Here is a 25,396-nt window from a genome sequence, read left to right as displayed (position 1 = left end):
CCGGAGCATCGAGCACCCCGGTTCCGTTCCTCCGGGCGCGGCCCCAGCCGCTTCCCCGAGGCTCACCGGGCTCGGCGGCCTATCCGCACCACCCACGGAGGCCGAACGCCTCGGCGCCTGCGACGTGGCGCCCGTCCCTGCCGCCCGGGCTTCGGGGCGCACGGAGATTCCGTTTCTTGCCCCCCTCGACGGAGACGCCGACGTCGCGATCCGGGCGCGGATGACCTCCGTCGCCGTCGCCGGAGGGCGGACGCTGTTCGAGGAGGGGGACGAGGCCGACGCCCTCTACACGCTCGTGAGCGGCGCGGTCGGCCTCTCGATCCGCGACCCGCGCGACGGCAGCGTGCGCCGCCTCATCCGACTCGCCCCTCCGGATACCGTGGGCGAACTCGCCCTGCTCACCGGCGAGCCGCGCTCGGTCACGGCAACGGCCCTGCGCGATACGCACCTCCTGCGGCTCTCCCGCGCGTCGTTCGAGGATCTGATCGCCGCCCATCCCGGGACGCTGCTCTATTTCGCCCGGATCCTGGCCGCGCGGCTGCGCACCGCCCATACGGGCGTGACCCTGAGCCATGCGCCGCGGAGCTTCGCCGTCCTGGCGGTGACCGAGGGCCTCAAGGCGACGGCCTTCGGCGAGCGGCTGGCGCAGGCCCTCGATGCCGCGCTGCCGGGGCGGACCGGCTGCCTCTCCGAATGGCCCCCCGAGGCCGACGAGGCGTGGTTCCACCGCTACGAGCAAACGCACGACCGCACGGTCTTCGTCGCCCACCAGATCGACTGCCCCTGGTGCCGGCTCTGCCTGCGCCACGCCGACCACGTCCTGTTGCTGGCCGAGCCAGGCGCGCCGCCACGGCCCGGCGCCGCGGACTATCTCGCTTCGATCCGCTCCGACTGGATCCGCATGGACCTCGCCGTGGCGCAGCCCGCCGAGGCGCGCCTGCCGCGCCCTCTGCATCCCGACGTCGCCGCGCTGCCCTTCTCCCTGCGGCTCCAGGTTCGCGAGAACCACGGTGGCGACTTCGCCCGGCTTGCCCGGATCGCGTCCGGCCATGCCCGCGCCCTCGTCCTCGGCGGCGGCGGCGCCCGCGGCCTCGCCCATCTCGGCGTTCTGCGGGCGCTCGGCGAGGCCGGGCTCGACATCGATCTCGTCGGCGGCACCAGCATGGGCTCGATCCTGGCCGCCAGCGTCGCCCTTGACTGGAGCCTCGACGCGATCGAGACCCACACGGTGGCTTCCTTCGTCGGACGCAACCCCCTCGACGACTACACCCTGCCGTTCCACGCCCTGACGCGCGGGGCCAAGGTGGATGCGGGGTTGGCCGAGCGGTTCGGCGATGCCCGCGTCGAGGATCTCTGGCGCCCGTTCTTCTGCGTGTCCTCGAACCTCACGACCGGCACCGCAATGGTCCACTGGGCGGGCCCCCTCGACCGGGCGATCCGCGCCAGCATCGCCATTCCCGGCCTGCTGCCCCCGGTGGCGAGTGCGGACGGCATCCTCGTGGACGGCGGCATGATGAACAACCTGCCTGCCGACGTGATGGCCGATCTCGACCGCGGGCCGGTTCTCGCCGTGGATGTCGGCAGCGACGCCGCCTTCCAGGTCATGCCGCGGCAGGGCCGGAGCGCGCAGGCGTTCCGGCGCCTCCTCGGCATCTCGGACCAGCTCCCCGGCATCGCGCACCTGCTCCTGCGCTCCGCGATGGTGTCGAGCGACGCCCAGACCATGGCGGCCGTCACCCGGGCTGCGGTCCTGCTCAAGCCCTCCTTGGCCGGGGTCGATCTGCGGGCGTGGTCGAGCTTCGAGACGACGGCCGAACTCGGCTATCGCTGCGCCCGGGAAGCGCTGGAGTCGGGCCGCCTGGGAGCCTGGACATGAGCCGCTCCGATGTTCGGGCAGGCGCAGATCCCGACCGACCGGTCATCCGCACATCTCTTCGGAGCCCCTGAATGCGTGTCGTGGTCGATCTCAACCGCTGCCAGAGCTACGCGCAGTGCTGCTACGCCGCCCCTGAGCATTTCGAGGTGCGCGGTCACGAGATCCTGTTCTACGATCCGGCGCCGCCCGAGGCGAAGAGGTCGCAGGTCGAGCGGGCGCAGCAGGCCTGCCCCGTCCGGGCCATCGCGATCGAGCCCGCCGGACTCGCCGAGGGTGACGAGCCGTGACGGACGGGCAGCGACCGGGCATCGTCGTGGTAGGCGCCTCCCTCGCCGGCCTGCGGGGCGCGGAGGCGTTGCGGGACGGCGGCTATGACGGCCCTCTGACCCTGGTCGGGGACGAGCCGCACCGGCCCTACGACCGGCCGCCTCTGTCCAAGCACGTCCTGGCGGGCGAGCTTCACCCCGACGCGACCGCACTTCCGCAACTCACCCGTCTGCGCGCGCAGTGGCGGCTCGGCCTGCCGGCCGTCGCCCTGGACCGGGACCGCCGGGTGGTGCGCCTCGCCGACGGCGCGACGCTTCCCTACGAGACGCTCCTGATCGCCACCGGCGCCAGGGCGCGGCCATGGCCCGGAGAAGGCGCCGATCTCGCCGGGATCTTCACGATCCGGACCCTGGAGGATGCCCGCTCCCTGCGGAGCGCGCTGGCGCTGCGGCCGAGCCGCGTCCTCATCGTCGGCGCCGGCCTGATCGGCTGCGAGGCCGCCTCCTGCTGCCGCGATCTCGGCCTGGCGGTGACGCTCGTCGATCCCAACCCGACGCCGCTCGCCCGCCTCCTCGGGACGGTGATCGGGGCCACACTCGCCGGGCGGATGCGGGCTTCCGGAGTGGACCTCCGCCCGAACGTCAAGGTGGTGGCCTTCTCCGGCGAGGATGGACAAGTCCGCCGCGCCCACTTGGCGGGTGGCGCGGACATCGCGACGGATCTCGTCATCGTCGCCCTCGGCGCGACGCGCGACACGGGTTGGCTCGCCGCGGCCGCCCTCGTCGCCGACCCGGGAGGCCTGACCTGCGACGCGGCCTGCCGCGCCCTGACCACGACGGGGGAGCCCGATCCCGCCATCTACGCGGCCGGCGATGTCGCGCGCTGGCCGAACCCACTCACCGGCGGCCGCTTGGTGACCGTCGAGCATTGGGGCAACGCGGTGGACCAGGCCCGGCACGCGGCGGCGAACATGCTTGCTCCGCCCACGGGCCAGGTCGAATACCAGCACGTGCCTTCCTTCTGGTCGAGCCAGTTCGGTCTCAACATCAAGCTCGCCGGCCTGACCGAGGGGGCGGAGGCGCTCGCGATCGTCCAGGGATCGCGGGCCTCGCACCGGTTCCTCGCCGTCTATGGCCGGGCCGGGCGAACCGTCGCGGCCCTCTCCTTCGATCAGGCACGCTGGCTTCCCGCCTATGCCGAGGCCGTGGCTGACGGGGCGGCCTTCCCGCCGATCCTCGGCGCCACCGACCAGCCGCGGATCGAGACCCTGGAGCCCGGCTTTCCCAGCCCGCGGCGATCCTCCGGCCGATCGGTTACGGCTCTGGAGACGGCCCATGCCTGACGAGACGCTGTTCGCGCAGGTTCTCGATCCGAGAAACAGGGCGAACCCCTATCCCCTCTACGCGCGCTTGCGCGAGACGCCCGTGTCCCGGCAGGCGGACGGCAGCTACGTCGTCAGCACCCATGCCGCGCTGAAGAGCCTGATTTTCGATCCCCGGCTGAGCTCGGAAGACCTGCCGCCCTCGCGGCGACCCAGAACGGGCAACCCTCTGAAGGACTGGATCCTCAACCCGATCCGGAATCGGGTGGTCAACGGCCATCGCCCGCTGATCTTCCGCGATCCGCCCGACCACGACACCCTGCGCGGTTTCGTGATGAAGGAGTTCACGATCGCCCGGGTGCGGGAATCTCACGCCAAGGTTGCGAAGCTCGTGGATGCCCTGATCGACAAGTGCCACGGCCGCGACACTGTCTGCTTGGTGGAGGACCTGTCCTATCCGCTGCCGGTGGCCGTCATCTGCGAGCTGCTCGGCGTGCCCGAGGCCGATGAGGCGCAATTCCACGTCTGGGCGATCCGCCTCGCGACGGCCCTGGAGCCCGACGTGCGCCACGACGAGGCGGGGCGGCGGGAGATCGCCGCAACCTTCGACGCGATCTCCGACTACATGCGTCGGCTGATCCGCGAGAAGCGCCGCCATCCGGCCGACGACATGCTCAGCGGGCTCGCCGCCCACGGTGGCCGGGGCAGCGCGGCCATGGGCGACATAGACCTGATCTCGACGGCGATCCTGCTCCTCGTCGCGGGTCACGAGACGACGGTGAATCTCATCACCAACAGCATGCTCACACTGCTCAGGCATCCGGAGGAGCTGCGAAAGCTGAAGGCCGACCCCGAGCGGGCACCCCGCGTGATCGAGGAGATGCTGCGCTACGAGCCCCCCGTCCATTTCCGCACCCGCAAGGCGCTCGGCGCCATCGCGGTGGCGGGAACGACGATCCCGCCGGGATCGTCGGTGGTGCTGCTCTTTGCGGCCGGAAACCGCGACCCGGCGCGGTTCGAGCAACCGGACCGGTTCGATCCGGACCGGACGGACAACCAGCATTTCGGGTTCGGCGGTGGCCTCCATTACTGCGTGGGCGCGCCCCTCGCGCGGATCGAGGCCGAGATCGCCCTTGTCACGCTCTGCCGGCGCCTCATCGCACCGAGGCTCCTGGACGACCCGCCGCCTTACCGACCGGGCGCTTCCCTCCGCGGTCCACAGCACCTCGGCATCGCCATAGCGGGGATCGCGTGATCCTACAGGCGCGAACGGTTATGAGACGATGGCGAGAGCCAAGCGCGGTCGTCTTGCGGAGCGGGGTACGTCAGCTCTGGACTTGCGTCGGTCTGGATGCTGCTCGTCGTTACGTCTGGATCGAGGAGCCGGGAGCGGTCCTCCTTCATCTGCGCGCCGAACCAGCCGGCGATGGACGACTTCAGCGACGCGGTGTCTCCCCCGCAGGATAAGACACCGGAGCCGGGGGGCCCGATCGTCAGGACGGGATGGCGCGGGTGATCGGCAGTGCGGTGAGGCGCCCGGGCCTCAGGAGCAGTGCTACGAGGCCTGTCCAGCCCGTCTGATGCATCGCGCCGAGCCCTGCGCCGGTATCGCCGTGGAAGTACTCGTGAAACGGGATGCAGTCGCACACATGCGGATCGTCGGCGAGAGCGCCATAGGAGGCGAGCACCGGCCGGCGTCCATCTGGCCCGCGCAGGAATAGCCTGCAGAGGCGCTCGCTCAACTCGTCGGCGATCTCGGGCAGGCTGAGATAACGGCCGGAGCCGGTCGGGCACTCGAAGCGGGTGTCGTCGCCATAGAACGTCCCGAAGCGGTCGAGCGCCTCGATGAGGAGGATGTTAATCGGCATCCAGACCGGACCGCGCCAATTCGAGTTGCCCCCGAACGTGGCGGTCGTCGATTCCGCTGGTTCGTAGTCGACGGAGTAGCGGGCACCGCTCCAATCGAGAACGAACGGGTGCTCGGCATGCGCCTTCGACAGAGAGCGAATACCGTGGTCGGAGAAGAGCTCGGTCTCGTCGAGCATCCGCGCCAGAAGCGCCTTCATGCGGTGCCGGCGCAGCAGCGAGAGCAGCATCCGGTCGCCGCCCGGGCCGGGCGGCGGTCCCTCACCCTCGCCTTGGCTCCAGTGCGAGACCAAGGCGGCGAGGTCGGGACGGTTACGCAGCATCCACTCGGCCCGGCGCGCGAAGCCGGGGAATCGGTCGCGCAAGGAAATGTCGAGCACCTCGACGGCGCAAAGCGGGATCAACCCGACCAGCGAGCGGACGCGCAACGGCAGCATCTTGCCGTCGGGCAGGTTCAGCACGTCGTAGAAGAATTCATCCGCCTCATCCCAGAGGCCGACCCCGCTGCCGCCGATGTCGGTCATCGCCTCGGCAATGTAGAGGAAGTGCTCGAAGAACTTGGTCGCGATGTCCTCGTAGACCGGGTCCTCGGCGGCCAGTTCAAGGGCGATCCGCATCAGGTTGAGCGTGTACATCGCCATCCAGGCGGTGCCGTCGGCCTGGTCGATGGTGCCGCCGGTGGGCAGCGGCGCCGAGCGGTCGAAGATGCCGATGTTATCCAGTCCGAGGAAGCCGCCCTGGAAGACGTTGCGCCCGTCCGCGTCCTTCCGGTTCACCCACCAGGTGAAGTTCAGCATCAGCTTGTGGAACACCCGCTCCAGGAATGTCCGGTCGGGTCGCCCGGTGAGCGCGGCGTCCATCTGGTAGACGCGCAACGCCGCCCAGGCATGAACCGGCGGGTTCACGTCGCCGAAGGCCCACTCGTAGGCCGGCAGCTGGCCGTTGGGGTGCATGTACCACTCGCGCGTCAGCAGCACGAGTTGGCCCTTGGCGAATTCTGGGTCAATCAGCGCGAAGGTCACGCAGTGGAAGGCGAGGTCCCAGGCCGCGTACCAGGGGTATTCCCAGGTGTCGGGCATCGAGACGATGTCGGCGTTGTTGAGGTGCGCCCACTCGCTGTCGCGTCCGTGTCGCCGCTCCGCTGGGGGCTCCGGCTGCGTCGGATCGCCCATCAGCCAGCGGCGCACGTCGAAGTGGTAGAATTGCTTCGACCAGAGCATGCCGGCCAGGGCCTGGCGCTGGACGAGGCGTGCGTCGGGGTCCGTCATGTCGCGTTGAAGGGCGGCGTAGAAGGCGTCGGCCTCCGCGACCCGACGCGCGAACACCGCCTCGAAACCCGCGTCGTCGAGACCCGGCGCGTCGGCCGGGGACAACCGGTAGCGCAAGACGATCGTCTCGCCGGCCATCAGCGTGTGGCGGCTCAGCGCCGCGCACTTGGTGCCCTCGTGGAGCGGGTTCACCCGCGTGCGGGTTCCCGCCACCACATCGTCGTTGATCGCGTCCTTGGGGTGGTACGATCCGCTCACGCCGAACAGGCGAGCAGTGTTGGTCTCGTTCTCGCAGAACAGGAACTCGGCCGGCTGTAGGGCCCTGAACAGCCGACAGGGACCCGCGGCGCGGGTCGCCTCGACGCTTGGCCCCTCGACGAGCCGGAGGAGCGGCCGCTTCGGATCCTCGCGCCACGACCACGTGTTGCGCGACCACAGATGGGGCAGGACGTGGATTTCGGCCGCTTCCGGCCCGCGATTGACGACCGAGACCCGCATCAGCACGTCGTCGGGGGCGGCCTTGGCGTACTCGACCGTGACGTCGAAGCAGCGGTTCTCCGCCAGTACACCGGTGTCGGCGAGCTCGTACTCGGGCATGTCGCGGCCCTTGCGCCGTCGGTTCTCGGCCACGAGCTCGGCGTAGGGAAACGCCGCGTGCGGGTACCTGTAGAGCATCCGCATGTACGAGTGCGTCGGCGTGCCGTCGAGGAGCCAGTAGAGTTCCTTCATGTCTTCGCCGTGGTTGCCCTCCTCGTTGGTCAAGCCGAACATCCGCTCCTTGAGGATTGGGTCCCGCCCGTTCCAGAGGGCCAGCGCGAGACACCAGAGCTGCTTGTCGTCGCTGAACCCGGCGATGCCGTCCTCGCCCCAGCGGTAGGCCCGCGAGCGCGCGTGATCATGGGGCAGGTAGTCCCAGGCGGTGCCGTCCCGGCTGTAATCCTCGCGGACCGTCCCCCATTGCCGCTCGGCGAGATACGGTCCCCAGCGGTGCCACCCGTCCGCGGCACAGGCCCGAAGACGGCGTCCTTCCTCGGTCTCGAACAGGTGGGATGCGTTCGGGCCCTCAGGCATTGCGGTCTCCCTCAGAACGCTTTGAGGCCGAGCATCCGGCGCAGGCGGATATATTCGCCAAGCGACCAGGCCTGGAACGGGCAGCCGCCGGGTCGATAGGGCGCATCGCCGTCGGCGACTTCGCTGACATGACCGAGGCCGGCCTCGCCGAGGTGCTGCTCCAGCGGCGGCAGAAAGCGAGCCCGCCCCTCCGTCAGGGCCGCCTCGCTGCGGCCGCGGACCGAGAGCCACGCGTCGACGAAGGGACCGAGCAGCCAGGGCCAGACCGTGCCCTGGTGGTACGCACCGTCTCGCGTCCGCGCGTCGCCCCCGTAATGACCGGCATAGGCGGGATCGTCCGGCGACAGGGTGCGCAGGCCGAGCGGCGTCAGAAGCCTGTGCTCGACCGCATCGACGACGGATTTGGCGAGCTCCCCAGTCAGGAGCGGAAACGGGAGACCGCCGACGCAGAAGATCTGGTTCGGACGCACCGCCGCATCGTGCGTGCCGGGGACGTGGTCGACATCGACGACGTCGAATAAGCCACCCACCGGGTTTGGAAATTTCTGCGCGAAGCTCGCTCGCGCCGCGGTCTCGGCCTCGGAGAAGCGCGGCTCCCACAGCGTCGCCGCGATGTGGAGGGCGTTGATCCAGAGGGCCTGGATCTCGACCGGCTTGCCGATACGGGGCGTGACCACCCAATCGCCGACCTTGGCGTCCATCCACGTGAGTTGCCATCCGGGCTGACCGGCCGCGATCAGACCATCCGCATCGGCCCGGATGCCGAAACGGGTACCGGCAGCGTAGCCATCGAGGATCGCGAGGCAGGCTGTACGCAGAGCTGGCTCGGACTGGACGGAGCGCCCAACCAGCCTGCAGGCTGCCAAGAAGTCGTACACGCTGACCACGTACCAGAGCGAGGCGTCGACGGAATTGTATTCCGGTACCTCGCCGGAATCCGGGAAACGGTTGGGCATCATGCCCTCGCTGACGACGCCCGCCCAGGCTCTGAGGATGCTCTCCGCGGTGTCGAGTTCGCCGGTCGCCAGCAGCAGGCCGCGCAGCGCGATGAAGGTGTCACGCCCCCAATCCGTAAACCAGGGGAAGCCTGCCACCAGGGTACTGCCCCGTCCTCGATCAACCCGGTAGCTCAGGGCACTTCGGCGAAGATCCGGACCGGCCCGCGTCGCGCGCGCCGCGGCGATCATCCGGTCAGCCAAGGCTCGGACGCGGACCGGCCCGCTCTCGCCAGCGCGTAGCAGCATCAGCCCGGGCTCGGGCCCCGCGAGATCGAAGCGAAAGCTGCCGGGCGCGGCGAGATCCTCGACGCAGTCGAGTCCCCGCGCCCGCTCCGCCGCGTAGAGGAACTGGCGATACCAGTCCGGTTCATGTCGATAGGTGCCCGTGGTCAGGGCGGAGATCGCCGGTCGATCCGGATAGGGATGCCACGTGACGCAGGTTCCGGTCTCCGCGCCGCCGATTTGTGGCTTGAAGTCGAAAGCGGGATTTGCGGTTTGCAGGCTGTGATAGTCCCGTCCCGAGAGCAGCGGGACGACGACGAGCGTGCAAGGACCAGCGCCTGAGATCCGCCGCCATCGCAGCAGCGTGTCGCAGGCATCGGGATCAACCAAGATCTCCTGGGTGATCTCGGTGCCATCCGGCAGGCCGAATGTCCATGACGGCCAGGGCTCGTGAGTGAAGCTCGTAATTCGCTCAAAACCGCGCGGATGGATCACGTCCGGCAGGTAGCGCTGGGCGCTGAGATCGGTGTGTCCGGCCGCGGTCTCGATCCAGGCCTCGATGCCGTTGACGAGCACCGTCCGCCCGGTCGGCGGATTCGCCGCCGTGAGCAGGAGCGCGTGGTAGCGGCGTGTCCGGACGCCCGAAACGGTGCCCGAGGCGAAACCGCCGAGCCCGTCGGCCTCCAGCCACTCGAACGCCTCGCCCGGCAGGGGTATCGCGTCAGGCATCCCGGTGTCCCGCTCCGTCCGCGCGGCATCCGGCGTGCGCAGCCGCACGCGGATCCGGCCTCCTGCAGGCACTCAGGATCATGGCGCGATCGACGCGCCGCGGAGAACCTCGATGTTCGATCCAGCCCGCGCCCTTCCTCCGATCGTCGGCGCGATCGCGGCCTTCTTCAGCCTGATGGTCGTCGCCTTCGTCTGAACGCTTCCCGCTCCAAACCACGTAGGGACAAAGATCATGACCCGCCCCGCTTTCGCCGCCATCGCTCTCATCACCTTCGCTGCGTTCCCGGTCAGTGCCGCGCCGGTCGACCATTTGCCGGCCGCGGTCGGCTCGGCATCGACGATGCCACAGGCGCTGTTCCGCCAAGTGACGTCGAACGGTACGACGAAGCCGGGGGGCTCGGCCCTCGACGGGCGCAGTGGGACCACCGCGGCGCTCGACCGGAAGAGTCGCGCTCTGCACAACCTGATCGCGACCTCGATCTGTACCGGTTGCTGACCGGCGCTCACCGCGATGCCTCCCGCAGGGCCGCCACGAGTTCGTCCTCGCGGGCGGCGTCGAGGGGCGGAGGCGGGAGCCGGCCGAGAGCGTCGCGCGTGAGCGCGATCTGCCGCACGAAACGCCGGCAATTCCTGCAGGTCGCGAGATGAAGCCGGATGCGCCATCGAACGCGTCCGGACACCTCCGCGTCCACGAACGCGCCTGCCTGCTCCGCCGCCTCTCGACACCGCATCCGATCATCCTCGCCCGTTCCGCTCGTCACGCTCGCGCCGCGTCGCGGGTCAACGCCTCGAACACCCGTCGGATCTTCAGCCTCGCTCGATCGAGCAGCACGCGCTGACGCGCCTCGCCGAGGCCGAGCAACTCCTCCGTCTCGCGCGGGCCGAAACCCTCGATGTCGCGATGCCGGATCACGGCGGCCTCGTCCGGCGGCAGAGCGGCGATGGCCGCCTCGACCGCTTGCCAGACCTGCCGCCCCGCGAGCCCGCGCTCCAAGTCGATCTCGCTCCAGTGCCAGGGCGCCTCACGCCAGTGGCCGTCGGCGAGGAAGGCATCGGCGTCGAAACCGGATCCCTCGTCCTCGTCATGCCGTGGCGTGAGTTCCGCGAAGGTCGCGGTGCGCCTGGCGGAGACCGAGGCCTTGCGCGCGATGTTCAGGACGATCCCGGTCAGCCACGTGCGCAGCGACGAGCGCGCCTCGAATCCCGCGATGTTGCGCATCACCGCGATCCAGGCCTCCTGCACCGCCTCCTCCGCCGCCTCCCGCGTCAGGTGTGCGCCACGGGCGATCGCCACGAGCCGCACGTGATAGCGCCGCACGAGGATCCGGAAAGCGGCCTCCTCGCCGAGCCGAAGCCGCGGAAGCAGCAGGTCGTCGCTCGGTTCCAGATCGGCCGTCATCACCGGATCAGCCTGGCGCATCACGGGTCAACCTGATGTCGACCTCGCGCTCGACGAAGGTCCACTCGCGGGTAGCGCGTAGCGCTGCGACGAGCGCCTCGAAGGCTACCTCGTGCTCCGGCGGGAACTCGAACCACGTCAGGAAATCGAACGGCTCGCCGAGGTCACGACTGTGGTGGAGTCGCCGTGCGATCGCCGGCAGGTAGCCGAGGCCGATGCTCGTGTGGTGCGAGGTTTCCTCGAAGATCGCCCGGCGCTCGTCCTGAGCCAGCTCCCACCAGCGCGCCGACTTCCTGATCGGGATCAGGGCGGCCCGCGTCGCCGAAGGTCGATCGAGAGGTGGCTGCACGGCGCGTAGCCGCTGCGCCTCGTTGCTGGTTGTATAGCGCAGATTGCTCACCACCCCGCGCAAGCGCCAGATCGTGCCGGTCGAAGGACCGGTCCGCTGTCCCATGTTGCCGATCGGAAGGCTGACGGAAAGGCGGGTTGCGCTGGGCAGACGCTCCCCAAGCGGCGACTCCGCGCGCGTCACCCGCCAAGGGCCTGCATCGCCACCCGCGAACTCGATCAGGTCGATCATTCCGCCATCCTCTCGGTAAAGGCCGCTTCGCTTGCAAGGCTCGCCGCGTTACACAGTCGAAGGCAGTCAACATCTTCCCCGCCCTGAAGGACGAGGATTTTCGGAGACCGTGAGATCTCGTGCAGTTGACGCTTCATAGGGCCGCTGATGCAAACCCTCCACGTTGAGCAAAGGTGTGTTCCATCTCCGACGAATATCAAACGCCGCGTTCGTGTCGGCAAGAACGTGGCGAGAAGGATAGGTCGGAGAAGGTTTCATTTGTCGAGGCACCATTTCTATCGGGTGGGCCAGATCCTGTGTTTCGTGCCGATCCGCAGCGGCGATGATCGGGCCCTTGCCTGCGGCGAGGCGGGCAGTGTACGCGGCGCGTCGTCTGGGACTGCGCCCTCGACCGGGACTTGTCACCCGGCCGAGTGGGCTGCTTGAGGGGGTGAAACAGCCGGGAGACCGATAGGAGCACCTGATGCATTCCACACCGCAATCCGGATAGCCAAGAAACTCGTGGGCTCGTCACCCGGTGCAACGCCGGATGGGACGCACCGGGCCGTACGCGCCCATGAAGGGAGCGCATCAGGTCATGGCTTATCGGATCGGCTAAGGTCCGCGCGCTCGCTCCGCCCGTCGACGCAGACTTCGACCACCGCGATCCTGGTCCCGTTCCGTAGGATCGACGGTGGAAGGTTCGCGAAGACGCCGGCGTCGAAAGATCGGTCGACGACCCGCTCATCGGCCTTCCGCGGATACGTCCTCGCGAATCGGCCATCGGCATGGTCCCCGACCGTGCACACGACGAGGACCGCCGCAAACGCGTGGATCCGCGAGTCGGGCACTTGTACGACATCCCGACTCTCGTCGCTCATTCAAACGACCGATGATCGACCAGTTGCGGAAACTTTCCCTTCGAGCCGAGGTAAGGCCAAGCCCTTCGAACGCTCTCAACCGGCGCCAGAGATCCGTGCGTCCTGCAGAAATTCTCTTCTCAGGTAGTCGATGGCTGCCCGCACCTTGAGCGGAACGAACCGGCGCGACGGGTAGACGGCCTGCATCGGCAACGGCATCGGCCGGTGAGCGGGGAGGATGATCTTCACCCGTCCCGTCTCGATCTCGTCGCGGAACGCCCAGATCGGCACGACGCCGATGCCGAGGCCCGCGATGACGCCCTCGCGCACCCCTTCCGAATTGTTGACCCGGAAACGACCCGCGACGTCGACTGAGACGGGTCCATCCGGGCTCGTGAACGACCAGCGGTGGCCGGCGACGAGACGCGTGTAGACGATGCAGTCATGGGCGGCGAGGTCGCCCGGGCACGTGGGTTCGCCGCATTTCGCGAGATAGGCCGGGGCGGCGACCGTGACGCGCCGCGTGATCCCGATCCGTTTCGCGACGAGGCCCGGATCGGTGATCTCGCCGACCCGGATCGCGAGGTCGATCGCCTCCTCGACCAGGTCGGAGAAGGCGTCGTTCATGATGAGATCGACGCGGATGTCCGGGTAGCGCTCCGCGAACAGCGCAAGGCGCGGCACGACGTGCAGACGCCCGAACACGACCGGCACGGTGAGTCGCAGCGTTCCGGACGGCCGGCCCTTGCGCCTGCCGACCGCGGCTTCGGCCTCGGCCAGCGTCTCGAGCGACCGCAGGGCGTGTTCGTAGAAGACGCGACCGTCCTCCGTCACGGCGAGCGCGCGGGTCGTGCGGGTGATGAGCCGCGTGCCGAGATGCTGTTCCAGCGAAGCCACTTGCCGGCTGATCGTCGGCTGGGTGGTACAGAGCTCGGCCGCCACGGCGGTGAAGCTGCCGGCCTCCACGACCCGCACGTAGGTCCGCATGGCCGTGATCAGGTCGTTCATCCATACCGTCCCCGTATCGTCCGGAGCTCCGACACCCCGTAGCCGACCGCGGCGGACCGGTCACCGATGACTGCCGATCGAGGCGGTGGATTCCGGCGGGCGACGACGCCCGCGAGACCGACGCATCCTTCGGCACGCGCCGCTCGCTCGCGCCGCCACGGTCCCCGTCGCCACGGTCCCCGTCGCCACGAGCGCCCAGGATCTTCCAGCACGTACTCATACAGGTCGCGTATAGATCCTATTCCCGCGTCACCTCTTCTCACGACTCCCGGTTGTCCGCACGCTGGTTGCAAAGGGGAGACCCTCATGACTCCGGATGCACGGCACCATACGGCCCAGGTCAACGGCATCCGGATGCACTACCTCGACGCGGGTGCGGGCCCGGCCGTGCTGCTTCTGCACGGCTATCCGGAGACGCATTTCGCGCGGCGCCATCAGTGGCCCGTCCTGGCCGAGCGGTATCGAATCATCGCTCCGGATCTGCGCGGCTATGGCGCGACCGACAAGCCCGATACGGGATACGACAAGCGGTCGATGGCGGGAGACGTCCGGGCCCTGATGGCGCATTGCGGCATCGGGCGTGCCGCCCTCGTCGGTCACGACCGCGGCGCCCGTGTCGCGACACGGTTCGCCAAGGACTACCCGGAGGCCATCGACCGCCTCGTCGTGATCGACAACATACCGACGCGCGTGGTCTTCCAGGCCACGGACGCGCGGCTCGCCAAGCTCTATTGGTTCTTCTACTTCCAGCAGGTGCCGCATCTTCCGGAGGCGCTGGTCGCAGGGCGCGAGGAGATGTTCCTGCGGCACTTCTTCGATAGCTGGTCCTACGCGCCGGGTGCGATCGGCGAGGAGGCGGTGGCGGAGTACGTCCGCGCCTATTCTCGGCCCGGCGCCTTCCGCGGCGCCTTCGCGGACTACCGGGCAGGACCGGTCGACCTCGCGCAGGACGAGGCCGACGCCGACCGGCTGATCGCGTGCCCGACCCTCGCGATCTGGGGCGCCGACTTCGACCTCGTGGGCCGGACCTTCGACGTCCTGGCCGTGTGGCAGGGCATGGCCGGAGACGTGCGCGGCGTCGCCATTCCGCAATGCGGGCACCTGCCTCCAGAGGAGCGGCCCGACCGCGTCAACGCGGAACTCCTTGCCATTCTCGAGCCGTGGCGGGGCTGACCATGACAAGGCGGAAGGTCGTCGTCACCGACCACGTATTCCCGAACCTGGAGCCCGAACGCGCAATCCTCGACGGCTTGGCCGATCTGGTCGTCGCGCCGTCCACGGACCCGCAAGCTCTGCTGGAGGTCTGCCGCGATGCCGACGCTCTGCTGAACTGCTACGCGAGGCTTCCGCCGACCCTCGTCCAGCAACTGGAGCGCTGCGCGATCATCGCGCGCTACGGCATCGGCGTGGACACGATCCCGCTGCCCACGACGCGGGACAAGGGCATCCGGGTGACCAATGTCCCGGACTACTGCATCGAAGAAGTCGCCGATCACACCCTGGCGCTGATGCTGGCGCTCGCCCGCGGGCTGGTCCGCGGGATCGACCAGACCCGCGCGGGCGTGTGGAACGTGGCCGCCGTCGCGCCTCTCCACCGCCTCCGCGGACGCACGCTCGTCCTGCTCGGGTTCGGGCGCATCGCGCGCGCCCTGGGCCTGGACATCCTCGTGTGCGACCCGTTCGTCCCTCAGGACCCGATCGCGGGGCTGGGGGCCCGCCGCGTCGAACGCGACGAGGCCTGGGAGGCGGCCGACATCCTCTCGCTCCACGTGCCGCTGGAGGCCGAGACGCACCACGTCGTCAACGCCGAGAGCTTGGCGCGGCTGAAGCCCGGGGCCCTCCTCGTCAACACCTCCCGCGGCGGCCTCGTCGACCTTCCCGCAGTGTGCGCGGCGCTGGCATCGGGGCGATTAGGCGGCGCCGCGCTTGATGTCCTCGAGACCGAGCCGCCGACGGCGGAGACTTGGATCGGGACCGTTCCCAACCTCATCGTGACGCCGCACCTCGCCTTCTACTCGGAGGAATCGCTGGTCGATCTCCAGAGGCGCACCGCCGAGGAGGTGGCCCCGGCGCTGCGCGGCGAGCCAGCCCTCAATCCCGTCCACTGATCGCAGGAAGGCACCGTCATGGACCTGACCATCCACACCCCCGGGACCGCGCCCGAGCGGTCGAAGCCGATCGCGGCCGACTCGCTCGAGCGCTACGGCTTCCTGCCGAACCTGCACGGGATCATGGCCGAGTCGCCGGTTATGTACGAAATCTATCGGCAGACCGGCGCGACCTTTGCCAGGCGCACCCTGTCCGTGCTCGAACGCCAGATCGTCCTGCGGGCGATCGACTACGAGAACGAGTGCCATCACTGCATGGCGGTGCACTCGCCGATCGCCACGCGCGAGAGGATTCCCGGGGCAATCCTGTCCGCGCTGCGCCACGGCGACCCGCTGGCCGACCCGAAGCTCGAGACGCTGCGCAGCTTCGCCGCCGCCATGACCCGGACTCGCGGCCAAGTCGGGCAGGCCGAGCTCGATCGCTTCGAAGCGGCGGGCTACACGCGGGAGAACCTGATCGAGGCGATCGTCGCCATCGGGTACGAGGTGCTCGGCAACGACATCGATCACGTCGCGGCCACGCCCCTCGACGCGGCGTTCGAGGCCTACGCGTGGAGCAAGCCCGAACCCGTCCAGCAGGCCGACGCGGCCTGAATGGCGCGGTGGAACGGGTCCGATGGCGCTGAAGCTCTACGATCTCGCGGCGGCCGACGAGCGCGTCCGGTTCAGTCCGTTCGTCTGGCGCGTGCGTCTGGCGCTTGCGCACAAGGGCCTCTCGGCTGACACGGTGCCGTGGCGCTTCACCGACAAGGCGACCATCGCCTTCTCGGGCCAGGATCGCGTTCCCGTCCTAGTGGACGAAGGCGCGGTGATCGTCGATTCCTGGTCGATCGCCTGTCATCTCGACGCCAAGTATCCCGACCGGCCGTCCCTGCTGGGTCCGCGCGAGGCCCGAGCCGGGATCGTGTTCGTCAGGAACTGGTGCGACGGGGTCGTGATTCCCGGGATCGGGCGCCAGATCGTGCTGGACGTCTGGACCATCCTGCACGAGCGCGACCAAGAATACTTCAGGCGCACGCGGGAGGCGCGGTTCGGGGCGACGCTCGAGGCGGTCGCGGCGGGCGCCGATCAGGCCCTGCCCGCCTTCCGGGCCTCCCTCGAGCCGCTCCGCGCGACCATCCGGTCGCAACCCTTCCTGGGGGGCGAGCGCCCGAACTTTGCCGACTACATCGTATTCGCCGCGTTCCAGTGGGCTCGATGCTCGTCGCCGCGCGGACTCCTGGCGGCGGACGACCCGGTCGCGGCCTGGCGCGACCGGTCGCTCGCCCTCTTCGACGGCCTGGCTGCGAGGGCGGCTCGCGCCCACCTCTCCAACGAAGGATCGGATTCTCCGCCATGATCGACGTGCATTTCTGGACGACCCCGAACGGCTACAAGATCCTGCTGGCGCTGGAGGAGGCTGGAGCGGCCTACCGGATCGTGCCGGTCAACATCAGCGAGGGCCGGCAGTTCGAACCCGACTTTCTGCGCATCTCCCCGAACGGCCGCATGCCGGCCATCGTCGATCACGCGCCGGCCGACGGCGGCGAGCCCGTTCCGGTCTTCGAGTCCGGCGCGATCCTGATCTACCTCGCCGAGAAGCTCGGCGGCCTGATGCCCGACGACCGGCGCAGCCGCAAGACCACGCTGGAATGGCTGATGTGGCAGATGGGCGGGCTCGGCCCCATGCTCGGCCAGAATCACCATTTCAGCCACTACGCGCCCGAGCGCATTCCCTATGCGATAGAACGCTACGTCAAGGAGACGTCGCGCCTCTACGGGGTCCTCGACGAGCGATTGGCCGATCGCCCCTTCATCGTAGGCGACGCATACGGCATCGCCGACATGGCGGCCTACCCGTGATGCCTGCTGTGGGAACGGCAGGGTCAGCGGATCGAGGAGTACCCGAACGTCCGCCGTTGGCTCGATGCCCTGGCGGTGCGCCCCTCCGTGCAGCGCGCCTACGCGGCCGGTAAGGCCGTCAACTCGACTCCGACCGTCACCGAGGAGTCGAAGGCCATCCTGTTCGGCCAGGGACGCCGCGGCGGCTGAGCGCCGCGACCACGCTTCCGAAGCCCGAGCGTCACGACACGGGGAGGACGACCATGACCGGACGGTTCGGCGCGCGCGGCCGCGCCGCCGCGTTCCGCGCGCTCGCGGCGGCCCTCGTCCCGACCGGTGCTCCGGCCGCGGAGGCCTTCTCCGACGGCGTCGTCAAGATCGGTGTGCTCGGCGACCGATCGAGCGTCTACGCGGACAAGTCGGGCGCGGGCTCGGAGCTGGCCGCCCGCATGACCGCGGAGGAGGCGGCGGCGCTGTTGCCCGGGGTCGCCATCCGGATCGTCGGCGCCGACCACCAGAACAAGCCCGACATTGGACTTGCCTCGCAAAAGTGGAGAGCTCTTTTCCTGAAGGAGGAGGGTTCCGATGTCAGACCGGAAGCAAACCTTTACCCCTGAGTTTCGTGCCGAGGCGGTGCGACTGGCGCAGACGAGCGGGCGGTCCCGCCGGGAAGTCGCCGCCGATCTAGGCGTCGGGCTCTCGACGCTGCGCAACTGGATCGACGGCCGACGTGAGCGGGAGATGGACCACCCGCCGGCGGAACGGCAGGAGGACATGGCCGCCGAGCTCAAGCGCCTGCGCCGCGAGAACGAGGTGCTGCGCCAGGAGCGGGAGATCCTGAAGCGGGCCACGGCTTTTTTCGCCAAAGAGGGAAGTCGATGAGGTTCCGCCTCGTCGACGCGGCGAAGAAGGACTTCCCGGTCGCGCGCCTGTGCAAGGTCCTCGACGTCAGTCCGAGCGGCTACTTTGCCTGGAAGAATCGTCCGGCTTCGGCACGGCAGCGCGAGGACCTCGTGCTGCTTGCCCATGTTCGCTCCGCCTTCACGCTCTCGCACGAGACGTATGGCAGCCCGCGCATGACGCATGAGTTGCGCGAGCAGGGCTTGGCGGCAGGCCGGCGACGCGTGGCCCGGCTGATGCGGGAGAACGGGCTCAAGGCCCGCCAGCCGCGCCGCTTCCGACGCACGACGGACAGCGGCCACGCCTTCCCGATCGCGCCCAACCACCTCGACCAGGACTTCACGGCGGCTGGGCCGGATCGGAAGTGGGGGAGCGACATCTCCTACATCTGGACGCGGGAGGGCTGGCTGTACCTGGCGGTGGTCCTCGACCTGTACTCTCGACGGGTCGTGGGCTGGGCGGTGGGCGACCGTCTTCACAAGGAGCTCGCGCTGACTGCGCTGCGACGTGCCCTCGTCGTCCGGCAGCCCGGACCAGGTTTGCTGCATCATTCCGACCGCGGCAGTCAGTACTGTGCGAATGAGTATCAGGCGGAACTACGAGGACATGGCATCGTGATTTCGATGTCTGGCAAGGGGAATTGCTTTGACAACGCGATGGTCGAGACGTTCTTCAAGACGCTGAAGAGCGAACTGGTCTGGCGCACCGCCTTCCAGACGCGAGCCGAGGCCATCGACGCGCTGGCCCGTTACATCGATGGCTTCTACAATCCCCGACGCCGTCACTCGGCGCTCGGCTTCACCAGCCCCACCCAATTCGAAAGGGGCATCGCCCACCACACCGCTCTCCACTAAACTGAAGCAAGTCCAATCGCGGATGCCCGTGTTCAGACCTTGCCCGCCGGCCGGGCTGTTGAGGTGCGCGGCGTCCCCCGCCAGCAGCACGCGCCCGCTCCGGAAATGAGGCGCCACGCGCTCGTGCTTGCGGTAGGCCGAGGTCCACACCGTCTTCCGCCAGGCCCCCTCGCCGAACAGAACCTCTGTCAGCTCTCGCGCGTGATCGGCGAGCTCGGCGTCCGTCAGCGTGTCGGGAATGCCCTGCTCGATCAAGCGCCATATCCGCGGCGCATACCGGATCGACATAAGGAGCGACGGGCGATCGGGCTCGGCGAGCCACCCGTCCGCGGTGTCCGCCTCCTCGCTCACCTCGACATCGGCAAGGACGGCTCGAGTCGCGTAGGTCTTACCCTGCAACTCCCAGCCGAGCTGCTGCCGAACGCTGCTGTGGGAACCGTCCGCCCCCACGAGGAATCGCGCCTCGACGACGCTCTCGACGCCTTCCCCTTCGCGAAGACGAACATGCACGCACCCGCCGGCCTCATCGTCCTCGAATCGAACGAACGAGCATCCCATACGCAGCTCGATCCTGTCGTTGCGCTGGGCGTGCTCGAAGAGGACGCGCTCCGTGCGGTTCTGAGGGATGGCGAGCAAGTAGTTACACTGCGTGATCGGGTCGTAGGTTCCGAAGTCGAAGTCGATGAGGGTCTTGCGGTCTGACGCGCGGCGCAGCCGGAGGTGGGACGACTGCTCGCCGCTGACGATCAAATCCTCGACCACGCCGAGCGACCGAAAGATTTCCAGCGTCCGTGGAAACAGCGCGATTGCGCGGGAGTGAGTGTCCAGCTCCCGCTTCTGATCGACGACGATGCTCCTGACGCCCCCTCTTCGCGAGGCCGAGAGCGAGCGTGAGGCCAACGGGGCCGGCGCCGCAGATAAGGACTTCGGTGCTTTGAGGAAGGGACGACACGATGATCTCCTCGGATCATTGCCACGGCGCCGCGACCCGCTATGTTGTCAGCGACAACACACAACTGGGAGCCTTTGTAGGCTGTGTCAACATTGGATCGCGAATCCTGCTGCCCATCCGGCGCGCGGCGTTACCATCACGGTAACCTGCGCGATGCGCTGCTCGAACGGGCGGCCGAGGTGATAGGTGCGGAGGGAATCGAGGCGCTGAGTCTGCGGGCGCTCGCCCGCGACCTCGGCGTCTCGCACGCTGCACCCGGCAGACACTTCCAGACCCGGACGGACCTCCTCGCCGCGCTGGCGGAGGACGGCGTGGACAGGCTGATCGCGGCGACTGAGTCGGCGATGGCCGCATCGGGCGGTGATCCGGTCGAACAGCTTCGCTCGCTCGCCAGCGCCTATCTGCAATGGGCCAACGAACACCCCGCACACTACAACGCGGTCCGGAACCCGGAGGTCGTCCGATGCGCGAGCCCGGGCCTTAAGGCCAAGATGATGCGGTTCGCCGAGAAGCAGAGGGCAACTTTGCGGCAGGCGCAGGCCGCAGGATGGATGGTCGAGGTGGACCTCGACCTCCTGATGTTCCAGTTCGTGGCGACCCTGGTCGGGTCGGCCACGGTGATCTCCGATCCGCTCTATCGTGAGGTGCTCGGACCGATCTGCGCGCCCGACCGCGTGGGTGACATCGTCGAGCGCGCCTTCCCCCGGATGACGGCATCGCCCCGATTCGGCGAGCAGGCCAGGACGCGCGGCTGAGCAGCACCGGCATTGCGCGACCAGGTCCCGGAGAATGCAGCCACAGCAACGATCGGGGTTCACGATGGCATACGAGAAAGGCGCAGCCGCCGTTCTCCGCAACGGCTCGGCCGGAGGTTCCCGCCTCGGGCGGAGCGGGTCGTCGGCGGCAGCACCGAGAGCGCGACGCGCGTGAGGAAGAACGATCCGCCCCAACGTACGGATAGGGCGAGCAGAATCGTCTGCTCGGACGCGGTCATGCTGCGGTTCACGGAAGTGGACTTGGCGGGACGGTTCAGTCGCGGAAGGCCATCCGGTCTGCACCGCGTCCACGGGGTCGCGCATCCCGCTTCTTGCGCCGCAATCTCGATCGATCTGCCGGCGCCCGGCGGCTCAAGCCGTGATCGCCTGGTTGGGCCACAGCCAAGAGCACGGCGTTATTGGACGATCCAGCCCGCAGGCTCGGGAGACCGCCGAGAAGCGCCGGCGCGGTTGTTCGTTCATCGGATGCCTTCACCCATGACAGGCGGATCGGTCGGGTCGCGGAGGACTCCAGACCAGGAATGGCGAGGGTTGGATAACATGATGTCGGCGCACCGCCCGGGGGACTAAGCTGAACGATGACGCACGATCTGCGACAGACGGATGGGGCGCCCGAGGTCTCGACGCATCCGCCCGAAGTGACCCTCGTGGCCGGCTACCAGAGCGGTGCTCTCGCGCGCTGCACGGAGATGCACGCCCAGCACTACGCGAGGATTGCGGGGTTCGGACGCGCGTTCGAGGCACGCATCGCCGCAGGTCTGGCCGATTTCGCAGATCGACTCGATCATCCCTGCAACGGCCTCTGGCTCGCGGTTCGCCGGGGGCAGATCGTCGGCACGGTGGCCATCGACGGCGAGGACATCGGCGCGGGCATCGCGCATCTGCGCTGGTTCATCGTCGATGACGGATTGCGCGGTGGCGGCGTCGGCAGAAGGCTGTTGACCGCCGCTGTGGGCTTCTGCGAGCTGCGGGCCTTCGACGCCGTCCACCTTTGGACGTTCCAGGGCCTACATGCCGCCCGTCACCTGTACGAGTCGCACGGCTTCCGGCTTGTAGAGGAGCGGCCCGGACAGCAATGGGGGGTAGAGGTGCTGGAGCAACGTTTCGCCCGGCCGATCACGCGGGCGGGCTGACCCTCAGACGCAACGGCGCTCAATGGGCGGCGGCGTGTTCGCCTGACTTGGGTCGGAAGCGGAGCGTTCGCTGTTCCGGCGGCCCTTCTCCGAAGCGGGCGGACCGAATCGGCCAGCTCCTGCTGACGTCAAGGGGTAGCTGAACGCCTTGGACGGGTGGATTTCCGCCCGACCGCTCCCGGAGGGCGGATGCATCAAAGCAGGCTTACTCAGGAGATGCGCTGTCCTGTTGTTCGCGCGGTGAGTGCCCGACGATGCGGGAGAACACCCGCGAAAACGCAGCGGGGCTGTCGTAGCCGACCTCCGCGGCCACGCTCTTGACAGACTTGCCCTTGGCGAGGCGCTGGCGCGCCACTGTCATCCGCCAGAGCGTGAGATAGTCGATCGGTGTCCGGCCGACAACGACGCGGAAGCGCTCCGCGAAACGGGTGCGCGACATGCCGGCCACCTCGGCGAGGTTCTCGAGCGACCAAGGCTTGCCCGGCGCCTCGTGCAGCGCGGTGAGCGCACGCGCCAGCCGGGTGTCGGCGAGCCCCGCGAGGACGCCGCCGTCGACGAGACCGCTCCTCACCACGTGCCGCACGATCAGTATCAGCAGGTAATCGAACAGCCGGTCGAGCGCCGTCTGCCGGCCGTCGCCCTCCGCGAAGGCCTCGTCGACGATCAGGTCGCAGGTCGGCCCGAGCGCGGGATGGCTGGCGAGCGGCAGCACCACGAACGCCGGCAGCCCCTCGCCGATCGGGCTACCCGCTTCGCCGCCGAGGTCGACGGCAGCGCAGGCAAGGTCGGCGCCACGCTCGGGGTCGACGAGAAAGCGGTGGGTGCGGCTGCGCGGGAAGAACAGCAGCGTCGGCTCTGAGAGCATAAGGTCGGGCTCGCCACGTTGCGCGAGCGTCAGCGTGCCGGCGTTGAGGAAGTGCAGATGGCCGCCTTCGGCGAATTCTACCGCCTGGCATAGGTTGCCCGTGAAGAAGGTCCGCGCGGTGGGCGTGGCGTGGGCGAAGAGGGCGGCGAGGTGATCCATCGGGACGATCGGCAACGTTCTCGGGACCTACGCTACCGCGTCGTTCGGCATAGAGCGGGCGTGCAAGCCGCACAAACCAAGACGAGGATCTCGCCGATGCCCCGTATCGCTCCCATCGACACCGCCCATGCCGCCGCCGAAGTCCAGGCGACGCTCTCGGCCGTGAAGGCCAAGATCGGCATGGTGCCGAACCTGTTCACCACCTTCGCGCAGTCGCCCGCCGTGCTGAACGGCTATCTCGGCTTCTCCGACGCGCTCGCCAAGGGCGCGCTGACGGCCAAGCAGCGCGAGATCATCGCGCTTGCCGTCGCACAGGCCAACGGCTGCCACTACTGCCTGTCCGCCCACACGCTGATGGGCAAGGGCGCGGGCCTGACGCCCGAAGGCGTCCATGCCGCCCGCCACGGCAAGGCGCAGGACGCGCTCGACAACGCGGTCGCCGCCTTCGCCCAGCGCGTGGCGGAGGCGAAGGGCCACGTGAGCGACGCCGACATCGCCGCCGCCCGTTCGGCCGGCCTCGACGATGGCCGGCTCGTCGAGGTGATCGCCAATGTGGCGATCAATGTCCTCACCAACTTCACCAACAACGTCGCGCTGACCGACATCGACTTCCCCAAGGTCGACGTCGCGCTGGCGGCCTGACCCACGGCGGACGCGGCGTCTTACTAGCCGCCGCGTCCGACTCCCTCGACGTCCATCAACTGCGGCCTCGCCATGACGAGCGTTCGCAAAGCCAACAGGAGAGTGTCATGAACTTCCGTTTCGTCACCAAGACCGTCCACGCTTACCTCGACTATCCGGTGGCGCTGAGCCTGATAATCACCCCGTTCCTGCTGGGACTGGGCAAGACCAACCCGCTGGCGCTGTGGCTGTCGGTCGCGACTGGCGTCGCCGCTTTCGCGCTGACCTTCCTCACTGACCACAAGACCGGCGTCATCCGCGTGCTGCCCTACTGGCTGCATGTGGCGGTCGATCGCTTGGTCGGCGCCACCTTCATCGTCGCGCCGTTCGTGCTTGGCTTCGAGGGCCTCGACGCGATCTACTACTGGGCGAATGGCGCGGCGGTGCTGCTGGTGACGTTCGTCCTGAACGCGCCCGAGACCGAGGACCGCGCTCCGGTTCTCGCCGACGCTTGAGCTCCGGATGACCAGTCCTGAGGCGGCTGGACGCAGGCTCGGCCGCCATTTCATTCGCCTGGATCATCCTCCGGTGGGTTAGGCCGATGCGCAGGCGGAGAGGAGCCGGACATGACGACCACCATGGACGCGCGGCTCATCGAGGCGCGTCGGTGCGTTGTCTTTGTGCTGCACATACCGCGGGGATCCGCTGTCGATCGTGCAAGCGGGTGCAGGCGCCCGACTGCCCGCTTCTCCGGCGTACTTACGGCAAAGCGGATCAGCGGCTTTCGGCCATTCTCGGTCGTCCCGGCGCCAATCAGATTGCCGGCAATCAGACCATCCGAAAGCCTGGTCGGAAGCAGCCCCTCGCTACGGATACCAAGCATTGATTTCCGGCCGGTAGCCGCGCCGGAGAGCGACCTTACTCGGAAGCCACCATGTCCCTTCCACGAGAACTTCATCGGACGACGGTACGCCGAACGCGAAGCTAAATGCCGAACTTCCGGCACTCGATCCGCTTCCGACCTCGCGCCCTCATTCGGGCGCTCCGCAATCTGAGGTAGTACGTTCGGAGGCAGACTTCGCGGCCGTCACAAAGGAACGATCGACCGAGACTATTGCGCGATCGTGCATCGGGCCGAGGCCGGCGGGTTTGGTGCACCGTTCCATCAGGTCTGGACGGCCAAAAGGAACAGGGCAATCCATTGCCAGGCAATCGATACCGTGGCACGGGAGGGCACCGGAAGGAACCGGAAGGAGCGGAGGCCGCACTTCGACCGCCGCTCCAGGCGGGGCCGCGATGTGCGGCGCCGGAGTCGAGCGAGGTTGGCCCCATGAGGTAGATCGCGATCACGCAGAGCGGAACCGAGCCGAAAAATGGGTTTTGGCAATGGTTTTGGCAATTGGATGCCCCGTTCGTGCGTACGCGGGCCGGCAACCTCGGCCCGCGTCCGATCGACGTCCGGCCGCGCGATCCGAAGGAGTGGCGCGGCCGGGCGGACGGGCGACGGCACTTAAGCCCCATGCGGCCCGATCGGACGGGGCGCCCAACCTGAGCGTGCGCCGCCTCCCCGTATCTCATCCGCGACGGAACCATCGAAGCCTCATGAAGCGCCGGCCATTCTATGCGGCAGCAATCGCCACTTCGCGTCGGACGTCGTGCCCGGAGCCTCGTTCGCGCAATTCGCGATTCGGCGGCGGGTGCCGGGCGCGGCGCCGTCCGGCTTCCGATCGGCAACGGTCTCGGCCGAGCCGACCACGCTGGGC

21 protein-coding genes and 3 pseudogenes are annotated in these 25,396 nt (G+C 68.6%); 16 read left to right on the top strand and 8 right to left on the bottom strand.

The genetic code is table 11. The features are described 5' to 3' along the window. Window positions 1-220: 220 nt before the first annotated feature. The 4 genes from ABC766_RS24490 to ABC766_RS24475 all read left to right on the top strand — a co-directional run bounded on the left by ABC766_RS24490 (window position 221) and on the right by ABC766_RS24475 (window position 4,719). Entirely contained in the window at window positions 221-1,876 is a 1,656-nt protein-coding gene (locus ABC766_RS24490) for a patatin-like phospholipase family protein (RefSeq protein ID WP_210274612.1), read from the top strand. A 71-nt stretch (window positions 1,877-1,947) separates the two neighbouring features. Continuing rightward, window positions 1,948-2,163, top strand: a complete 216-nt coding sequence (locus tag ABC766_RS24485) for a ferredoxin (protein ID WP_043378346.1) — start codon at window positions 1,948-1,950, stop codon at window positions 2,161-2,163. Continuing rightward, window positions 2,160-3,485 carry an NAD(P)/FAD-dependent oxidoreductase gene (locus ABC766_RS24480; protein ID WP_043378349.1) on the top strand — a complete coding sequence of 442 codons (1,326 nt, stop codon included), beginning with the start codon at window positions 2,160-2,162 and terminating at the stop codon, window positions 3,483-3,485. The genes ABC766_RS24485 and ABC766_RS24480 overlap by 4 nt, the downstream gene beginning before the upstream one ends. Beyond that, complete coding sequence (locus ABC766_RS24475) at window positions 3,478-4,719, top strand: cytochrome P450 (RefSeq protein WP_043378352.1); 1,242 nt, start codon at window positions 3,478-3,480, stop codon at window positions 4,717-4,719. Before ABC766_RS24480 ends, ABC766_RS24475 begins: the two co-directional genes overlap by 8 nt. A 238-nt stretch (window positions 4,720-4,957) precedes the next feature. Here ABC766_RS24475 and ABC766_RS24470 read toward each other — a convergent pair whose 3' ends face one another. Further along, the gene (locus ABC766_RS24470) at window positions 4,958-7,669 is read right to left on the bottom strand and encodes an MGH1-like glycoside hydrolase domain-containing protein (protein ID WP_043378355.1); all 2,712 of its coding nucleotides are present in this window, start codon (window positions 7,667-7,669) and stop codon (window positions 4,958-4,960) included. An 11-nt stretch (window positions 7,670-7,680) separates the two neighbouring features. Further along, the gene (locus ABC766_RS24465; protein WP_051975920.1) at window positions 7,681-9,618 is read right to left on the bottom strand and encodes an amylo-alpha-1,6-glucosidase; all 1,938 of its coding nucleotides are present in this window, start codon (window positions 9,616-9,618) and stop codon (window positions 7,681-7,683) included. A 232-nt stretch (window positions 9,619-9,850) separates the two neighbouring features. Between ABC766_RS24465 and ABC766_RS24460 the strand changes: the two genes are divergently transcribed. Beyond that, window positions 9,851-10,114 carry a hypothetical protein gene (locus tag ABC766_RS24460; protein WP_043378358.1) on the top strand — a complete coding sequence of 88 codons (264 nt, stop codon included), beginning with the start codon at window positions 9,851-9,853 and terminating at the stop codon, window positions 10,112-10,114. 136 nt (window positions 10,115-10,250) lie between these two features. Here ABC766_RS24460 and ABC766_RS24455 read toward each other — a convergent pair. The 4 genes and pseudogenes from ABC766_RS24455 to ABC766_RS24440 all read right to left on the bottom strand — a co-directional run. Continuing rightward, window positions 10,251-10,349 (bottom strand): annotated as a pseudogene (locus ABC766_RS24455) (zf-HC2 domain-containing protein); the annotation flags it as partial. Window positions 10,350-10,375: 26 nt separating this feature from the next. After that, window positions 10,376-11,038, bottom strand: coding sequence for a sigma-70 family RNA polymerase sigma factor (locus tag ABC766_RS24450; protein ID WP_230365905.1), 663 nt, complete (start codon window positions 11,036-11,038; stop codon window positions 10,376-10,378). Then, on the bottom strand, window positions 11,025-11,597 hold the full coding sequence (locus ABC766_RS24445; RefSeq protein ID WP_043378364.1) for a chlorite dismutase family protein: 573 nt from the start codon (window positions 11,595-11,597) through the stop codon (window positions 11,025-11,027). Before ABC766_RS24445 ends, ABC766_RS24450 begins: the two co-directional genes overlap by 14 nt. 935 nt (window positions 11,598-12,532) lie before the next feature. Then, window positions 12,533-13,444, bottom strand: a complete 912-nt coding sequence (locus ABC766_RS24440; protein ID WP_043378370.1) for a LysR family transcriptional regulator — start codon at window positions 13,442-13,444, stop codon at window positions 12,533-12,535. 306 nt (window positions 13,445-13,750) lie between these two features. Here ABC766_RS24440 and ABC766_RS24435 point away from each other — a divergent pair, with 306 nt between their 5' ends. The 7 genes and pseudogenes from ABC766_RS24435 to ABC766_RS24405 all read left to right on the top strand — a co-directional run bounded on the left by ABC766_RS24435 (window position 13,751) and on the right by ABC766_RS24405 (window position 19,127). Further along, a complete protein-coding gene (locus ABC766_RS24435) occupies window positions 13,751-14,617 on the top strand; it encodes an alpha/beta fold hydrolase (protein ID WP_043378372.1) in 867 nt (288 codons plus the stop codon). A 2-nt stretch (window positions 14,618-14,619) separates the two neighbouring features. After that, window positions 14,620-15,552 carry a C-terminal binding protein gene (locus ABC766_RS24430; protein ID WP_043378923.1) on the top strand — a complete coding sequence of 311 codons (933 nt, stop codon included), beginning with the start codon at window positions 14,620-14,622 and terminating at the stop codon, window positions 15,550-15,552. Window positions 15,553-15,570: 18 nt separating this feature from the next. Beyond that, on the top strand, window positions 15,571-16,146 hold the full coding sequence (locus ABC766_RS24425; RefSeq protein WP_043378376.1) for a carboxymuconolactone decarboxylase family protein: 576 nt from the start codon (window positions 15,571-15,573) through the stop codon (window positions 16,144-16,146). A 22-nt stretch (window positions 16,147-16,168) separates the two neighbouring features. After that, the gene (locus tag ABC766_RS24420) at window positions 16,169-16,891 is read left to right on the top strand and encodes a glutathione S-transferase family protein (protein WP_051975893.1); all 723 of its coding nucleotides are present in this window, start codon (window positions 16,169-16,171) and stop codon (window positions 16,889-16,891) included. Continuing rightward, a pseudogene (locus ABC766_RS24415) lies at window positions 16,888-17,583 on the top strand (glutathione S-transferase C-terminal domain-containing protein). Before ABC766_RS24420 ends, ABC766_RS24415 begins: the two are co-directional and overlap by 4 nt. 53 nt (window positions 17,584-17,636) lie before the next feature. After that, a complete protein-coding gene (locus ABC766_RS24410; protein WP_043378379.1) occupies window positions 17,637-17,990 on the top strand; it encodes an ABC transporter substrate-binding protein in 354 nt (117 codons plus the stop codon). Beyond that, window positions 17,959-19,127 (top strand): IS3 family transposase gene (locus ABC766_RS24405; protein WP_089231281.1). Its coding sequence is split into 2 segments (ribosomal slippage): window positions 17,959-18,226 and window positions 18,226-19,127, totalling 1,170 coding nucleotides; the frame shifts between segments, so codons are not numbered across the junction. The genes ABC766_RS24410 and ABC766_RS24405 overlap by 32 nt, the downstream gene beginning before the upstream one ends. Window positions 19,128-19,196: 69 nt before the next feature. Here ABC766_RS24405 and ABC766_RS34030 read toward each other — a convergent pair. Next, window positions 19,197-20,027, bottom strand: a pseudogene (locus tag ABC766_RS34030) (FAD-dependent oxidoreductase); the annotation flags it as partial. Window positions 20,028-20,162: 135 nt separating this feature from the next. On the opposite strand from ABC766_RS34030, the gene ABC766_RS24395 reads away from it, so the two are divergent. Both ABC766_RS24395 and ABC766_RS24390 read left to right on the top strand, forming a co-directional pair. After that, window positions 20,163-20,834, top strand: a complete 672-nt coding sequence (locus tag ABC766_RS24395; protein ID WP_081948533.1) for a TetR/AcrR family transcriptional regulator — start codon at window positions 20,163-20,165, stop codon at window positions 20,832-20,834. Between the two features lie 668 nt (window positions 20,835-21,502). Continuing rightward, the gene (locus ABC766_RS24390) at window positions 21,503-21,988 is read left to right on the top strand and encodes a GNAT family N-acetyltransferase (protein ID WP_342462660.1); all 486 of its coding nucleotides are present in this window, start codon (window positions 21,503-21,505) and stop codon (window positions 21,986-21,988) included. Between the two features lie 205 nt (window positions 21,989-22,193). Here the strand turns inward: ABC766_RS24390 and ABC766_RS24385 are convergent, their stop codons facing one another. Beyond that, window positions 22,194-23,012 carry a helix-turn-helix transcriptional regulator gene (locus ABC766_RS24385; RefSeq protein WP_043378391.1) on the bottom strand — a complete coding sequence of 273 codons (819 nt, stop codon included), beginning with the start codon at window positions 23,010-23,012 and terminating at the stop codon, window positions 22,194-22,196. Between the two features lie 96 nt (window positions 23,013-23,108). On the opposite strand from ABC766_RS24385, the gene ABC766_RS24380 reads away from it, so the two are divergent. Together ABC766_RS24380 and ABC766_RS24375 are read left to right on the top strand one after the other, a co-directional pair. After that, window positions 23,109-23,654, top strand: coding sequence for a carboxymuconolactone decarboxylase family protein (locus ABC766_RS24380; RefSeq protein WP_043378394.1), 546 nt, complete (start codon window positions 23,109-23,111; stop codon window positions 23,652-23,654). 107 nt (window positions 23,655-23,761) lie between these two features. Further along, window positions 23,762-24,148, top strand: a complete 387-nt coding sequence (locus tag ABC766_RS24375) for an SPW repeat domain-containing protein (RefSeq protein ID WP_043378397.1) — start codon at window positions 23,762-23,764, stop codon at window positions 24,146-24,148. Window positions 24,149-25,396 lie beyond the last annotated feature (1,248 nt).

The organism is Methylobacterium fujisawaense (assembly GCF_039619325.1).
Lineage (GTDB): Bacteria > Pseudomonadota > Alphaproteobacteria > Rhizobiales > Beijerinckiaceae > Methylobacterium > Methylobacterium fujisawaense.
Note: the sequence above shows the minus strand (reverse complement) of the source record. Positions and strands in the feature narration are given on the sequence as shown.

Bases quoted from the DNA above. Each gene is read 5' to 3' on its own strand.
- ABC766_RS24490 (WP_210274612.1), top strand. From the start codon at position 221: ATGACCTCCGTCGCCGTCGCCGGAGGGCGGACGCTGTTCGAGGAGGGG.
- ABC766_RS24485 (WP_043378346.1), top strand. From the start codon at position 1,948: ATGCGTGTCGTGGTCGATCTCAACCGCTGCCAGAGCTACGCGCAGTGC.
- ABC766_RS24475 (WP_043378352.1), top strand. From the start codon at position 3,478: ATGCCTGACGAGACGCTGTTCGCGCAGGTTCTCGATCCGAGAAACAGG.
- ABC766_RS24470 (WP_043378355.1), bottom strand. From the start codon at position 7,669: ATGCCTGAGGGCCCGAACGCATCCCACCTGTTCGAGACCGAGGAAGGA.
- ABC766_RS24465 (WP_051975920.1), bottom strand. From the start codon at position 9,618: ATGCCTGACGCGATACCCCTGCCGGGCGAGGCGTTCGAGTGGCTGGAG.
- ABC766_RS24460 (WP_043378358.1), top strand. From the start codon at position 9,851: ATGACCCGCCCCGCTTTCGCCGCCATCGCTCTCATCACCTTCGCTGCG.
- ABC766_RS24450 (WP_230365905.1), bottom strand. From the start codon at position 11,038: ATGCGCCAGGCTGATCCGGTGATGACGGCCGATCTGGAACCGAGCGAC.
- ABC766_RS24445 (WP_043378364.1), bottom strand. From the start codon at position 11,597: ATGATCGACCTGATCGAGTTCGCGGGTGGCGATGCAGGCCCTTGGCGG.
- ABC766_RS24440 (WP_043378370.1), bottom strand. From the start codon at position 13,444: ATGAACGACCTGATCACGGCCATGCGGACCTACGTGCGGGTCGTGGAG.
- ABC766_RS24435 (WP_043378372.1), top strand. From the start codon at position 13,751: ATGACTCCGGATGCACGGCACCATACGGCCCAGGTCAACGGCATCCGG.
- ABC766_RS24430 (WP_043378923.1), top strand. From the start codon at position 14,620: ATGACAAGGCGGAAGGTCGTCGTCACCGACCACGTATTCCCGAACCTG.
- ABC766_RS24425 (WP_043378376.1), top strand. From the start codon at position 15,571: ATGGACCTGACCATCCACACCCCCGGGACCGCGCCCGAGCGGTCGAAG.
- ABC766_RS24420 (WP_051975893.1), top strand. From the start codon at position 16,169: ATGGCGCTGAAGCTCTACGATCTCGCGGCGGCCGACGAGCGCGTCCGG.
- ABC766_RS24410 (WP_043378379.1), top strand. From the start codon at position 17,637: ATGACCGGACGGTTCGGCGCGCGCGGCCGCGCCGCCGCGTTCCGCGCG.
- ABC766_RS24385 (WP_043378391.1), bottom strand. From the start codon at position 23,012: ATGGATCACCTCGCCGCCCTCTTCGCCCACGCCACGCCCACCGCGCGG.
- ABC766_RS24380 (WP_043378394.1), top strand. From the start codon at position 23,109: ATGCCCCGTATCGCTCCCATCGACACCGCCCATGCCGCCGCCGAAGTC.
- ABC766_RS24375 (WP_043378397.1), top strand. From the start codon at position 23,762: ATGAACTTCCGTTTCGTCACCAAGACCGTCCACGCTTACCTCGACTAT.